The sequence below is a fragment of the Methylobacterium trifolii genome, from assembly GCF_022179685.1.
Lineage (GTDB): Bacteria > Pseudomonadota > Alphaproteobacteria > Rhizobiales > Beijerinckiaceae > Methylobacterium > Methylobacterium trifolii.
Genome location: NZ_BPRB01000201.1, coordinates 1 through 11,401, shown reverse-complemented (window position 1 = coordinate 11,401; position 11,401 = coordinate 1). Strand labels below are relative to the sequence as shown.

Sequence of the window (11,401 nt, the reverse complement as noted above, 5' to 3'; positions counted from 1 at the left end):
GCGCGACCGGAGCTCCGGGTACGGGCGGCAGCACGGGCGCCACGGGCTCGACCGGTGCGACGGGTTCCGGCTCGACGGGGGCGACCGGCGCCACGGGCTCCGGAGGAGGCACGGGTGCCACCGGCTCGACCGGCGCGACGGGTGCCGGTTCGACGGGTGCGACCGGTGCCACGGGCACCGGAGGCGGCACGGGTGCCACGGGTTCCACGGGGCCGGCTGGCGCGACGGGCTCCGGCGCGACGGGTGCGACCGGTGCCGGGGGCGCCACCGGTCCGGCCGGCGCCACCGGTCCCCAGGGGGCCAACGGCTCCTCGGGCGGGTCCGGCTCCAACGGGGCCACCGGCGCGACGGGCGCCACGGGTTCGCCGGGCGCGACCGGGGCGACGGGCAGTGGCACCGGCACCGGCGCGACGGGGGCGACGGGGGCGACGGGCGGGACCGGTCCCACCGGGGCGACCGGAGCCACGGGGGCCGTCGATTGCTTCACCGCCGGCACCCGCATCGCCACGCCGGCGGGCGAGCGCCGGGTCGAGGACCTCGCCGTGGGCGACCTGGTCGTGACGGCGGGCGGTGCCCTCGCCCCGATCGTCTGGATCGGCCGCCGCACGGTCCGGCCCGACGCCCATCCCCGGCCCGAGCGGGTGCACCCGGTCCGGATCGCGGCCGGCGCCTTCGGTCCCGGCCTGCCCGCCCGCGACCTCTCGGTATCCCCCGGCCACGGCATCCTCGTCGAGGGCCGCCTGATCCCGGCGGGGCACCTCGTGAACGGCCGCACCGTCACGCAGGAGACGGTCGCGTCGGTCGACTACCTGCACGTGGAGTTCGCCCGCCACGACTGCCTCCTGGCCGAGGGCCTGGCCGCGGAGAGCTACCTCGATTGCGGCGACCGTGCCGAGTTCGGCGATGGCGCCACGGTGCTGCACCCGGTCTTCGCCGGCGGCTCCGCGGCTTTGGCGCACGAGGCGGCCTGCGCCCCCTTCGTGGTGGCCGGCCCGCGGCTCGATGCGGCCCGCGCCCGCCTGGAGGCGCGTGCCGACAGGCTGGCGCAGGAGGCCGAGGCCGGCCCCCTCGCCCGGATCGGCCGCAGGCTGCTGCGCGCCGTGGCGGGCTGAACCGCCCGGCCCGACGCATCGCCGTCCCGCCGCACCGCGGCGGGACGGACACGACGAAGCCGTCTCCGACCCCGAACGGGTCGGGGGCGGCTTCGTCGTGTCCGGACGCTCGTCGGACCAACGGCCGTTGACGTCGACGCGTCCGCCCTCGGCCGTCGGCAAGCGCGGATGCGCGCCGCCGCTCGTGCGGCGGACACGCCATCGACCGGTCACGGTCGATGGCCACCGGTCTCAGCCGGCGCGCTGGCCCTGCGCCTCGCGGCGGGCGAGGGCGTCGAGATGGTGGATCAGCGGCACCCGGCGCTCGTGGGCCGACAGGCCGGGCGCCCGGTCCGGCGCCGGCATCGACGCGGCCCGGTAGGCGGCCGAGTCGAAGGCGGAAGAGGGGTCGAGGTCCCGGGTGGCGCCGCAGCGGATCAGGTGCATGAACGGATCGCGGTTGGCCCCGATCTCCGCGCCGTGCCGCGCGAGGTAGAAGGCCGGATCGAACAGGGGGTTGGGCGAGACGCCCTGCCCGCGCCGATGCGCCAGGAAATGCGCCAGCGCCCCCGTGCCCGGCCCGAGCCCGTAGGTGCGCCGGTACCAGGCCGGGTCGAAATACGGCACCGGGCGGCAGCCCAAGACCTCGCCCGCGCGGAGGTAGTGGACCAGGGGATTCTCGTCGGCCTCGCCCGCGCGGCCGTAGACCTCCCGATACCAGGCCGGGTCGAAGTAGAGGTTCGGCCGGCGGCCCTCGCGCCAGCCGTAGCGGCAGAAATGCTCCAGCGCGTCGGCGCCGGCCTCGCGCACGTCCGGCCCTTCCACGAGGTAGACGCTCTCGTCGAACAGGCCCGACCCGGCGATCAGGCGGATCGCCCGGCCCTCCTCCTCGCCCGTCATCGGCCGCCGCTCCGTCCGTCCATCCGCGATCGTCCCCGCAGGCATCCCGGACGTAGTGCTATGCCCAGGCAGGCACGCGGGTCCAGGCCCCGGTTTTTCTCGGCGACGCCATGCAACGGAGCGCACCCGCCGCCGTTGGACACCTGCCGGGTCCCTGCGTCAGGACGGCCGGGACGGCGGCCGTGAATCGAGCGGGGCCACACCATGCGCCAAGCTATGCGGAACGACTGGGTGTTCGATCTCCTGCCCGGCCGGCCGATGGGCCGGCGCGTCGGGGAGCGGGCGGCGGCGCGGGTCTCGATCGGGCTGCTCCTCGCCCTGCCCCTCGGCCTGCTGGCCGCCCTCGCCATGATCCTGACGGCGGCCTACGCCTTTGCCAGCCGGATCTGCCGGGCCGGCCTGTTCGTGGGCGCGCAGGTCCGCAGGGGGCTCGTCGTCGGCCTGTCCGTGCTGGCCGGGGCCTACCACGCCTGAGGCGCCCAACGCACAAGGCGTCGGCCGCCGCGTGATGCGACGATGCCGTCTTCCCGCGCGGAACGGTCGAGACCGCCGGGCCGTTTGACTGCCAAACGACAGGAGGTTCTCGCCATGAAGTCGATCGTCACCCTCGCCGCCGCCCTCGCCCTCGGCTCGCTCGCCATCGGAACGCCCGCCCAGGCCAAGGGCTGCATCAAGGGCGCCATCGTCGGCGGCGTCGCCGGCAGCATGGCCGGGCACGGCAAGATGGGGGCGGCCGCCGGATGCGCCGTCGGGCACCACAACGCCAACAAGAAGGACCGCGCCGGCCAGCAGGGCCAGCCGCAGCAGGGCCGGTAACGGTCGGGCCGGCAGGGTCGCCAAGCCGTCCGCCCCCTGCCGGCCGCGCTCTCCTTCCGGAGCGTGGACATTCGGGCGCAAGAAACGGGTGGCGCGCCGGTCTCCGCTATGCTGCCCTCGTCCGGACGAGGAGGCGCCCGATGCCGGACCGGACTTTTCTGCGGGGCGCCTGCTGCCTCGCCCTCCTGCTCGGGCCGCCCGCTGCCGCGGCCGGGCAGTTCCCCGAGGCTGGGGCCTACGCCGTCGAGATGTGCCTGGACCTGCCGCACCTGCAGGACATGACGCGAACCCGCCTCGTCCATGTCTGCCTCGCCCCGGACAGGGGCGCGGACGAGCCCGGTTTCGCGGTGCTGAGCGAGAACAACCCGCTCGCCCGCTGCCCCGCCTCGAACCTGCGGCGCATGGGCGACGAACTCACCTTCGAGATCCGCTGCGCAGGCCGCAACGCCGCCTGGGCTACGGCGCGCTACGTGCTCGGGCCGGACCGTTTCGAGGGGCGCATCGCTATGCAGATGGGCGGCAAGAACATGACCATGACGGAGGTCCAGGCCGGCCGCCGGACGGGGGCGTGCACGGCGCCGGCCCCGTGAGCGGGACGGATCGGGATTCGACCGCAAGGGGCGGGATGCAGCGGCGGCGGGATGCGGCCAGGGTGCCCGGATCGGTGGGTCCCGCAGGGCCCGCACCCTTCGAGGAGCCTCCCATGCCCATCGCCGAACCCGAGACCCTGATGCCCGCCCGCGAGACGGCCGGACGGGACGCGGCACGGCGCGCAGCCGTCGCCGCGCGCGACGCGCGTGCGGATGGCCGCTTCGTCTACGCGGTGCGGACCACGGGGGTGTATTGCCGCCCGAGCTGCCCCTCGCGGGCGGCGCTTCCGGAGAACGTGTCCTTCCACGACACCTGCGCGGCGGCCGAGGCCGCAGGCTTCCGGCCCTGCCGGCGCTGCCGCCCGGACGAGCCCGCCCTCGCCCACCGGCACGCGGCTTCCGTCGCCCGCGCCTGCCGCCTGATCGAGGGGGCCGAGACCGTGCCGGCCCTCGACGCCCTGGCGCGGGAGGCCGGCCTCAGCCCGTTCCACTTCCACCGGGTGTTCAAGGCGGTGACGGGCGTGACCCCGAAGGCCTATGCCGGGGCCCACCGCGCCGGCCGGGTCGCAATGGGCCTGCGGCAGGCCGCCAGCGTCACCGAGGCGCTCTACGAGGCCGGCTACAACACCGCCAGCCGGTTCTACGCCAGCGCCCCCGAGCGCCTCGGCATGAGTCCAAGCGCCTATCGCCGGGGCGGCCCCGGCCAGGCGATCCGGTTCGCGGTGGGGCAGTGTTCCCTGGGCGCCATCCTGGTGGCGGCCACCGACAGGGGGGTCTGCGCGATCCTGCTCGGCGACGATCCCGAACCCCTGGTGCGCGACCTCCAGGACTGCTTCCCCAAGGCCGACCTGATCGGGGACGATCCGGGCTTCGCGGCTTTGGTGGCCCAGGTGGTCGGCCTCGTCGAGGCGCCGGGCCGTGGCCTCGACCTGCCCCTGGACATCGGCGGCACCGCCTTCCAGCAGCGGGTCTGGGAGGCCCTGCGCCGCATCCCGCCGGGCACGACGGCGACCTACGCGGAGGTCGCCCGCGCCATCGGCGAGCCGGCGGCGGTGCGGGCGGTGGCCCGCGCCTGCGGGGCGAACGCGCTCGCCGTGGCGATCCCCTGCCACCGGGTGGTGCGGGCGGACGGCGCCCTGTCGGGCTACCGCTGGGGCGTGGCGCGCAAGCGCGACCTGCTCGCCCGCGAGGGCGTGGCCCGATGAACGCGGCAGCCCGCGTCGAAGGCCTGGACTGGCCCCGGATCGAGGCCGACCTAGACGCGGTCGGCTGCGCCGCCGCCGGCCCCCTGCTGGACCCCACCGAATGCGCCGCCCTGCGGGCCCTCTACCCGGAGGAGGCGCCCTTCCGCAGCCGCATCGTCATGGCCCGGCACGGCTTCGGCCGGGGGGAATACAAGTACTACGCCCACCCTCTCCCCGGCCGGGTCGCGGACTTGCGTGCCGCCCTCTACGCCCGTCTGGCGCCGCTGGCCGACCGCTGGAACGCGGCCATGGGCCTCGACATGCGCTATCCCACCGAGCACGCCGCCTTCCTCGAGCGCTGCCACGCCGCCGGGCAGACCCGGCCGACGCCCCTGCTGCTGCGTTATGGGCCAGGGGACTACAACTGCCTGCACCAGGACCTCTACGGCGCCCACGCCTTCCCCCTCCAGGTCGCGATCCTGCTCTCCGAGCCCGGCCGCGATTTCTCCGGCGGCGAATTCGTGCTGACCGAGCAGCGCCCGCGGATGCAGTCGCGGGCCGAGGTGGTGCCGCTGGGGCTCGGCGAGGGCGTGGTCTTCGCCGTGCACCACCGCCCGGTGGCCGGTACCCGCGGCACCTACCGGGTGAACCTGCGCCACGGCGTCAGCCGCGTGCACACCGGCGAACGCTACGCCACCGGCATCATCTTTCACGATGCGCAGTGAGGCGCCGCGCTCTCCTGGGCGACTTCACCCTGCCCTTTGACCCGGCGTCCGCGTCCGCCTAGCGTCCGCCGCCATGGCCCTCGTCCCCCCGCCACCCCCTGCCCGGTCCCCCTCCGCCGCAGACGTTCCGCCCTCGGCGGTGCTGACTGCCAACCAGCCCGAATGGTCGGTGGGCGACTTGGCCGCCGCCCTCAAGCGCACCCTGGAGGATTCCTTCGGGCACGTGCGCCTGCGGGGCGAGATCTCGGGGTATCGCGGGCAGCACGGCTCGGGCCATGCCTACTTCTCCCTGAAGGACGGCAACGCCCGCATCGACGCGGTGGTCTGGAAGGGCAGCTTCAACCGCCTGCGCCAGAAGCCGCAGGAGGGGCTGGAGGTGGTGGCCACCGGGCGCATCACCACGTTCGCCGGAAAATCCTCGTACCAGATCGTGGTCGAGAGCCTGGAGCCCGCGGGCATCGGCGCCTGGATGGCCCTGCTGGAGGAGCGCAAGCGCATGCTTGCCGCCGAGGGGCTGTTTTCCCCCGAGCACAAGCGGGCGATCCCCTACCTGCCGCGGTCGATCGGCATCGTCACCTCGCCGACCGGCGCGGTGATCCGCGACATCCTGCACCGTCTGGCCGACCGCTTCCCCCGCCCCGTCCTGGTCTGGCCGGTGCGCGTCCAGGGGGACGGCGCGGCCGACGAGGTGGCCGCCGCGATCCGCGGCTTCAACGCGCTCGCTCCGGACGGCCCGATCCCGCGTCCCGACGTGCTCATCGTCGCCCGCGGCGGCGGCTCGATCGAGGACCTCTGGGCCTTCAACGAGGAGAGCGTGGTCCGCGCGGCCTTCGCGAGCGCGATCCCCCTGATCTCGGCGGTGGGCCACGAGACCGACACCACGCTGATCGACTTCGTCTCCGACCGGCGCGCCCCCACGCCCACGGCCGCGGCCGAACTCGCGGTGCCGGTGCGCGCCGACCTGATGCTGGCGCTCGACGACCTCACCCGCCGCCGCCGGGGCGCCATGGAGCGCAAGCTCGACCGTACGGGGTCGGACCTGCGCGCCACGGTTCGGGCGATGCCCGGCGCCGAGGCGTTCCTGGCGGGCAAGCGCCAGCGCCTCGACCTCGCCGAGGCGCGCCTCGCCCCGGCGCTGGCCGCCAACGCCCGCGCCTTCCGCCGGCGCTTCGACGGCGTGCTGGAGCGCCTGGGACGCCACCCGCCGGAACTCGTCCTCGCCCGTGCCCGCGCCCGCCTCGGGGCGGTGGACCACAGGCCGCGTATCGCGCTCGCCCACCACGCCGCCCGCAAGGGCGAGGCGCTGGCGGCGCTGGGCCATCGCCTCGCCATCGCCCGCAGCACGACGCTGGCACGCGCCGCCGCCGAGAACGCCCGCGCGCGGGACCGCCTTGGCGGCCTCCACGCTCGCCTCGGCCACGCCGCCGCTGGGCTGATCGAGCGCCGCCGCCTGCGGCTGGCCGCCGCGGGCGGGCTCCTCGGCTCCCTGGGCTACCGCGCCGTACTGGCCCGCGGCTACGCCCTAGTCCGCGACGCCTCCGGCGCCACGGTGCGCACCGCCGGCCGCCTCGGGTTGGCCGAGCGCCTCACCCTGGAATTCTCGGACGGGACGGTCTCCGCCCGCACCGAGGCGGCCGAGCCCGCCGCCGAGGGCGAGACGCCCCCGCCGGCCAAGCGCCCGGCTCGCCGGAAGGCCGCGGGCAAGCCGGCCGCGGAGGCTCCGGCCGTCCGCCAGGGCTCGCTGTTCGAGGGGTGAGCGGTCGCCTTCGGCCCGTGTGGGAGGAGGCGAACGGCCGGGATCAGGGGATGTCCCGCTGGCGGTAGTGATAGCGGTAGAGTTCCGTGGAGAATCCCAGGGCGGCGTAGAGGGCGTTGGCCGCCGGATTCTCCGCCACCACCTGGAGGCAGGCCCCCGCGGCCCCCTGCCCGTGCGCCCAGCGCATCAGTGCCCCCACGACCCGCCTTGCATGGCCGCGCCCGCGCAACGGCTCGGGGGTCGCCACCGACTCGATCACCACCAGCGACCGGTCGAGCACCGCGTAGGCGATGGCGACGATTCCGCCCTCGTGCCGGAGGGCGGCGAAGGCCCGCGGCAGGACGAGGGCCTCGGTCATCCCGAGGAAGGCCCGTGCCGCCTGCGGCTCACCGCCGTCGCGCTCCGCGCGTGCGGCGAGCCACGCCGCGCCGGGGGCCGGCCGCAGCTCCACCGCCGGGTCGGCCTGGGCCGGCAGGCCCGCGAGGTCGCGGAACAGGGTGCGCGACTCCCCGTCCGCCCCGTAGCCGAGGCGGGCGAGCGGCGCGTCCATGTCGGGGGCGAGGGCGGGGATGCGGAAGATCGCCGGCCGTCCCAGGCCCGCATAGATCGCCTCGCAGGACGCGATGGTCCGGCCGGGCTCGTCCCGCGCCCCGCGCAACGGGTTGACCGAGTTCGTCCGCCGCGTGGGGCCGCCCGCGGCACGCAGCAGCCAGCCGCCGGCGAGCACCTGGCGCGGCGCGGGCCACGCGTTCATGCAGGCCTCCTCCGCCATCCAGGCCAGTTGTTCGACACGCCCTTCCATGCGACCTCCGCGCCGGACCCCGTAACCCCCGCGTGGCGAACGCCGCCGATCCGGACAGGATCGGCGCGGGGCCACGCCTTACCCGATCGGGGCTCGGCCCGCACCGATCCGGGCGGCACGGATCGTGCGGGCGCCGACCCCTTTTCCAGGAGCCTTCATGGACACCACGCCGCTCGCACCGCCCGCCTTCCGGGCCCCCGCCATCCTGCTGTCGGGGCCGGTGGATTACGACATGTACAAGAACTTCCGGCGCCAGCTCGACCAAGCCTCCGAGCAGGAACTGGTGGTGGTCGAACTCTCCACCCTCGGCGGCGACCCGGAGGTGGCCCGGATGATGGGCGAGGATATCCGCTTCCACAGCGCCATGAGCCCGGAGCGGCGCTTCGCCTTCCTCGGCAAGGCGGCGATCTACTCGGCGGGCACGACCTTCATGAGCTTCTTCGCGACGCCCAACCGCTACCTGACGCGGGGCACCCGGCTGATGATCCACGAGCGCAAGCTGTCGAAGGAACTGAAGATCAACGGGCCGCTGACGACCTGCGTGGCCACCGTGCGGGCGACGCTCCACGAGATCGAATGTTCGATCGCGATCCAGAACGAGGGCTTCGCCAACCTCGTGCACGGTTCGTCCGTGACCCTGGACGAGGTCCTGAAGCGGGCGCCCTCGAACTGGTACATCGAGGCGGAGGAGGCCCGCAGCCTCGGGCTGATCCAGGCCGTGATCTGAAGGGGGGCTCAGGCATCGGCCGCTGCAGGCCGGGAAAAGATGGGTCCCGGAGCCGAAGCTCCGGGTTCTGTTTCTACGGCTACCCTGCCGCAAGATGCTTACGCCGCGAGGCGGGCATCCATGACAACGTTATCGTTGGCATTTAGAGTTTTGGTCAGGTGCCTGGAACGGGGTCGCCCACGCCAGACCGGTCGAGTCCTTACCGAAAGTCGCATCGTATCCTGCCGAAGCAGGACCAAACTCGCGATCCCTTTACCGTCCAGTCGATCCTGTTTCGCCCCCAGCAGCAGCACCCTCGTTCCGGTCCCCGCATGCGCGAGGCAAGGTGCTTCTGGTGGAGGCGCCGGGTACCGCCCCCGGGTCCTGAAACGTTATTATGAACCGGTCATCAACCTCGCAGCCAACATAGCGATTCCGGGCCGCAAGGTCCAGATCCGCTATCGCGCTTTGCCGGGCTTGGGCGCCGCGTCGCGGCTCAGGCGCAGAGCCTTCAGGCGCAGGATCTTCTCTTCGAGGTGGGAGGCCGCGTCGTCCTGGTCGTCCTGCAGGCGTGCGGCCTGGTCGACCAGCAGCTGGAGGTCCTTCTTCGACCGGCCGCTCTTCTGGGCGAGTTCCAGGCGGTCGGCGCTCATCGGTCCGACCCCGCACCGGTCCGACGGACCGGCGCGCGGGAGACGGGGTGGTCCGCGACCCGACGCGCCTTCGGGGTGCGCCTCACGCGGCGGCGGGCCGGCTCCGGAACAGGCCCCGGATGCCACGGAAGGGGAGCAACATCAGCTTCAGGACGGCCCTGACCGAGAGGACTGCCAGGACCGTCAGGATCGCCATCAAGGTTTTGATCAACGGGCGCATGCTCCAATGAGCGGAACGGAAGACCGCCGCTTCCCACCACTTGGCTCCCAGAACCCGGCGAGACTAAGGAGGGGCTGCGCGGCATCCTTGCCGCAGGCCGGCCGGGTTCGAGGTCCGTAAAACGGCGACGGCCACGAGGGCCGGGATCGGGTGCGCGTACATCCGGCGTCACCTGGCCCCGGCATCGTGGCCGCATCCGGTTGCGGATCGTGTCGCTTCCGGCATGTCCCCGTCATGGACCCGTATGGTTAACGATCCATGAAAAAGCCGCGCCGCCCGTGGTCGGGGCGGCGCGGCCTAGATGCTCAAGCGAGGCTGGCTCGACGCCGCCCGGTATCGCGGGTCAGCGGCGGTCGCGACGCTCCATCCGCTCCTCGCGGCGCTCCATGCGCTCCTCGCGGCGGTCGGGATCGACGCCGAGCACGCCGCCCACGGTCCCGGTGGCGGCACCCACGGCACCGCCGACCACGCCGCCGATCGGCCCGGCCGCCCGGTTGCCGTCCTCCGCGCCGCGCTCCGCACCGCGGATGGTGCCCTGGGCCTGGGCCGTGGCACTGAGGGCGAGGGGGCTGAGGACGAGGGTCGCTGCGATCAGCATGCGCTTCATGAAAGGTCTCCTTGAGGTCGGGTCGCGGGGGTTGCGGCCGCGCCGAGGCGGGCCGGTTCGTGTCCAGTCAACGACCGAATGCCGGAAAGGTCGCATCGAAACTGCGATCTTCGGACCGCAGGCCCTGCCGGGGCGGCGTCTTTCGGTCGCTGAGACCCGCATTGTCCCCGGATGGGCGGAGCGTCGGCGGAACCCGATCCGGGGCCAGCACGAAGGCGCCGCGGCGCGCGCGTCTCAGTTGGCCGGCCCCTCGGGTCGTGCGGTCAGCGCCTCCATGGTCTGGATCGCCTTGTGCAGCTTGTCGAAGGCCGCGCCGCTGCCGCGCAGGTGCGCCACCACCTTCTTGCGCGTGGTCAGGTTGCCCTCCGCATCCACGTCCTGGATCAGGCTGCACAGCATCAGCCGGCCGATCCCGGCCCCGAAGCCCATCGCGGGCACCTCGTCGAAGAACAGGACCGGCGCCTCGACGGCCCCTTCGACGTGGAGCACCTCGCGGTCGGAGACGGGATGGGTGGCGTGGGTCGGCTTGGAATCGGGCACGGCTCGGGCTCCTTCGCGTGCGGTCGCCGGCCGGCGGGGGCCGTGTGCGACGACGAACCGGCAGCCGGCATCGTCGCCCAGGGCCCTAGCAGGATCGCGGCCGGAGCGCTTCAGGCGGAGCCTGCGCGAATCTCGGCGAGCCCCCGTCGCTGGACGCCGGACCGATCGAAGTTCTCGGGGGAGAGCCAGGCGGCGAAGGCGGCGCGAAGGCGCGGCCACTCGGCGTCGGTCACCGAGAACCACGCGGTGTCGCGCGAGCGGCCTTTCACCACCAGGGCGTTGCGGAAGATGCCCTCGAAGCAGAAGCCGTAGCGGAGCGCGGCGGCGCGCGAGGGCGCGTTGAGGCTGTCGCACTTCCACTCGTAGCGGCGGTAGCCGAGTTCGTCGAAGGCGCGAGCCATCATCAGGGCCATGGCCTCGGTCGCCGCCGGCGTCCGTGCCAGGGCCGGTCCGAAATGGATGTGGCCGACCTCGATGGCGCCGTTGCCCGGATCGATCCGCAGGTACGACGCCACGCCCAGCGCCCGGCCCGTGCCCGCGTCGAGGACGGCGTGGAACAGCGGGTCGGGGCCGGTGGCGAACGTCGCGAGCTGGTCGCGATAGGCCGCCTCGGTGTCGGGCAGTTCGCCGAACAGGTAGGTCCAGCTCCGCGTGTCCGGCGCCCCGCGGAAGGCCGCGTAGAGGTCGGCGGCGTGGGCCGCGACGTCGAGTGGCTCGACCCGGCAGGTCCGCCCCTGCATCGGGGTGCGCGGCGGCAGGGGCCGGGCCGTCCAGTCCGGCAGGGCGGGGCCGACCGGCTGGCCGAAGGCGT

General features: G+C 74.2%; 15 protein-coding genes and 1 other RNA gene. 8 read left to right on the top strand and 8 right to left on the bottom strand.

The annotated features are described in order from the left end of the window. On the top strand, positions 1-1,112 hold a 1,112-nt coding region (locus COGEMETH_RS17520; protein WP_238183889.1), incomplete at its 5' end, for a Hint domain-containing protein. A gap of 231 nt (positions 1,113-1,343) precedes the next feature. On the opposite strand, the gene COGEMETH_RS17515 is transcribed toward COGEMETH_RS17520, so the two are convergent. After that, positions 1,344-1,991, bottom strand: a complete 648-nt coding sequence (locus tag COGEMETH_RS17515; protein WP_238183888.1) for a hypothetical protein — start codon at positions 1,989-1,991, stop codon at positions 1,344-1,346. A 204-nt stretch (positions 1,992-2,195) separates the two neighbouring features. Here COGEMETH_RS17515 and COGEMETH_RS17510 point away from each other — a divergent pair, with 204 nt between their 5' ends. The 6 genes from COGEMETH_RS17510 to xseA all read left to right on the top strand — a co-directional run bounded on the left by COGEMETH_RS17510 (position 2,196) and on the right by xseA (position 7,062). Next, positions 2,196-2,465 carry a hypothetical protein gene (locus COGEMETH_RS17510; protein ID WP_238183887.1) on the top strand — a complete coding sequence of 90 codons (270 nt, stop codon included), beginning with the start codon at positions 2,196-2,198 and terminating at the stop codon, positions 2,463-2,465. A 114-nt stretch (positions 2,466-2,579) separates the two neighbouring features. Next, on the top strand, positions 2,580-2,807 hold the full coding sequence (locus tag COGEMETH_RS17505; RefSeq protein ID WP_238183886.1) for a hypothetical protein: 228 nt from the start codon (positions 2,580-2,582) through the stop codon (positions 2,805-2,807). 140 nt (positions 2,808-2,947) lie between these two features. Continuing rightward, the gene (locus COGEMETH_RS17500; protein WP_238183885.1) at positions 2,948-3,397 is read left to right on the top strand and encodes a DUF3617 domain-containing protein; all 450 of its coding nucleotides are present in this window, start codon (positions 2,948-2,950) and stop codon (positions 3,395-3,397) included. A gap of 113 nt (positions 3,398-3,510) precedes the next feature. Then, the gene (ada, locus tag COGEMETH_RS17495) at positions 3,511-4,602 is read left to right on the top strand and encodes a bifunctional DNA-binding transcriptional regulator/O6-methylguanine-DNA methyltransferase Ada (RefSeq protein WP_238183884.1); all 1,092 of its coding nucleotides are present in this window, start codon (positions 3,511-3,513) and stop codon (positions 4,600-4,602) included. Beyond that, positions 4,599-5,306 carry a 2OG-Fe(II) oxygenase gene (locus tag COGEMETH_RS17490; RefSeq protein ID WP_238183883.1) on the top strand — a complete coding sequence of 236 codons (708 nt, stop codon included), beginning with the start codon at positions 4,599-4,601 and terminating at the stop codon, positions 5,304-5,306. Before ada ends, COGEMETH_RS17490 begins: the two co-directional genes overlap by 4 nt. A gap of 73 nt (positions 5,307-5,379) precedes the next feature. Further along, positions 5,380-7,062, top strand: coding sequence for an exodeoxyribonuclease VII large subunit (gene xseA / locus COGEMETH_RS17485; RefSeq protein WP_238183882.1), 1,683 nt, complete (start codon positions 5,380-5,382; stop codon positions 7,060-7,062). 43 nt (positions 7,063-7,105) lie between these two features. Here xseA and COGEMETH_RS17480 read toward each other — a convergent pair whose 3' ends face one another. Beyond that, positions 7,106-7,864 (bottom strand): GNAT family N-acetyltransferase, encoded by a 759-nt coding sequence (locus tag COGEMETH_RS17480; RefSeq protein WP_238183881.1) that lies wholly within the window; start codon positions 7,862-7,864, stop codon positions 7,106-7,108. A 157-nt stretch (positions 7,865-8,021) separates the two neighbouring features. Between COGEMETH_RS17480 and COGEMETH_RS17475 the strand changes: the two genes are divergently transcribed. Then, entirely contained in the window at positions 8,022-8,591 is a 570-nt protein-coding gene (locus COGEMETH_RS17475; RefSeq protein ID WP_238183880.1) for a peptidase S14, read from the top strand. Positions 8,592-8,647: 56 nt separating this feature from the next. Here COGEMETH_RS17475 and ssrA read toward each other — a convergent pair. The 6 genes from ssrA to COGEMETH_RS17450 form a co-directional block, all read right to left on the bottom strand. Then, positions 8,648-9,026, bottom strand: a transfer-messenger RNA (tmRNA) gene (ssrA, locus tag COGEMETH_RS17470). Positions 9,027-9,028: 2 nt separating this feature from the next. Continuing rightward, positions 9,029-9,223: a hypothetical protein gene (locus tag COGEMETH_RS17465; RefSeq protein WP_238183879.1), complete on the bottom strand. Its 195-nt coding sequence runs from the start codon at positions 9,221-9,223 to the stop codon at positions 9,029-9,031. 82 nt (positions 9,224-9,305) lie between these two features. Further along, positions 9,306-9,434: a hypothetical protein gene (locus COGEMETH_RS25645; RefSeq protein ID WP_283215017.1), complete on the bottom strand. Its 129-nt coding sequence runs from the start codon at positions 9,432-9,434 to the stop codon at positions 9,306-9,308. Positions 9,435-9,786: 352 nt separating this feature from the next. Further along, positions 9,787-10,050, bottom strand: a complete 264-nt coding sequence (locus tag COGEMETH_RS17460; RefSeq protein ID WP_238183878.1) for a hypothetical protein — start codon at positions 10,048-10,050, stop codon at positions 9,787-9,789. A gap of 234 nt (positions 10,051-10,284) precedes the next feature. Then, a complete protein-coding gene (locus COGEMETH_RS17455; RefSeq protein WP_238183877.1) occupies positions 10,285-10,590 on the bottom strand; it encodes a hypothetical protein in 306 nt (101 codons plus the stop codon). 110 nt (positions 10,591-10,700) lie between these two features. Next, the coding region (locus COGEMETH_RS17450) for a GNAT family N-acetyltransferase (RefSeq protein WP_238183876.1) at positions 10,701-11,401 on the bottom strand (701 nt) is incomplete at its 5' end.

What these genes read in the sequence shown, in the direction of transcription:
- COGEMETH_RS17515 (WP_238183888.1), bottom strand. Translation starts at nt 1,991, where the DNA reads ATGACGGGCGAGGAGGAGGGCCGGGCGATCCGCCTGATCGCCGGGTCG.
- COGEMETH_RS17510 (WP_238183887.1), top strand. Translation starts at nt 2,196, where the DNA reads ATGCGCCAAGCTATGCGGAACGACTGGGTGTTCGATCTCCTGCCCGGC.
- COGEMETH_RS17505 (WP_238183886.1), top strand. Translation starts at nt 2,580, where the DNA reads ATGAAGTCGATCGTCACCCTCGCCGCCGCCCTCGCCCTCGGCTCGCTC.
- COGEMETH_RS17500 (WP_238183885.1), top strand. Translation starts at nt 2,948, where the DNA reads ATGCCGGACCGGACTTTTCTGCGGGGCGCCTGCTGCCTCGCCCTCCTG.
- ada (WP_238183884.1), top strand. Translation starts at nt 3,511, where the DNA reads ATGCCCATCGCCGAACCCGAGACCCTGATGCCCGCCCGCGAGACGGCC.
- COGEMETH_RS17490 (WP_238183883.1), top strand. Translation starts at nt 4,599, where the DNA reads ATGAACGCGGCAGCCCGCGTCGAAGGCCTGGACTGGCCCCGGATCGAG.
- xseA (WP_238183882.1), top strand. Translation starts at nt 5,380, where the DNA reads ATGGCCCTCGTCCCCCCGCCACCCCCTGCCCGGTCCCCCTCCGCCGCA.
- COGEMETH_RS17480 (WP_238183881.1), bottom strand. Translation starts at nt 7,864, where the DNA reads ATGGAAGGGCGTGTCGAACAACTGGCCTGGATGGCGGAGGAGGCCTGC.
- COGEMETH_RS17475 (WP_238183880.1), top strand. Translation starts at nt 8,022, where the DNA reads ATGGACACCACGCCGCTCGCACCGCCCGCCTTCCGGGCCCCCGCCATC.
- COGEMETH_RS17465 (WP_238183879.1), bottom strand. Translation starts at nt 9,223, where the DNA reads ATGAGCGCCGACCGCCTGGAACTCGCCCAGAAGAGCGGCCGGTCGAAG.
- COGEMETH_RS17460 (WP_238183878.1), bottom strand. Translation starts at nt 10,050, where the DNA reads ATGAAGCGCATGCTGATCGCAGCGACCCTCGTCCTCAGCCCCCTCGCC.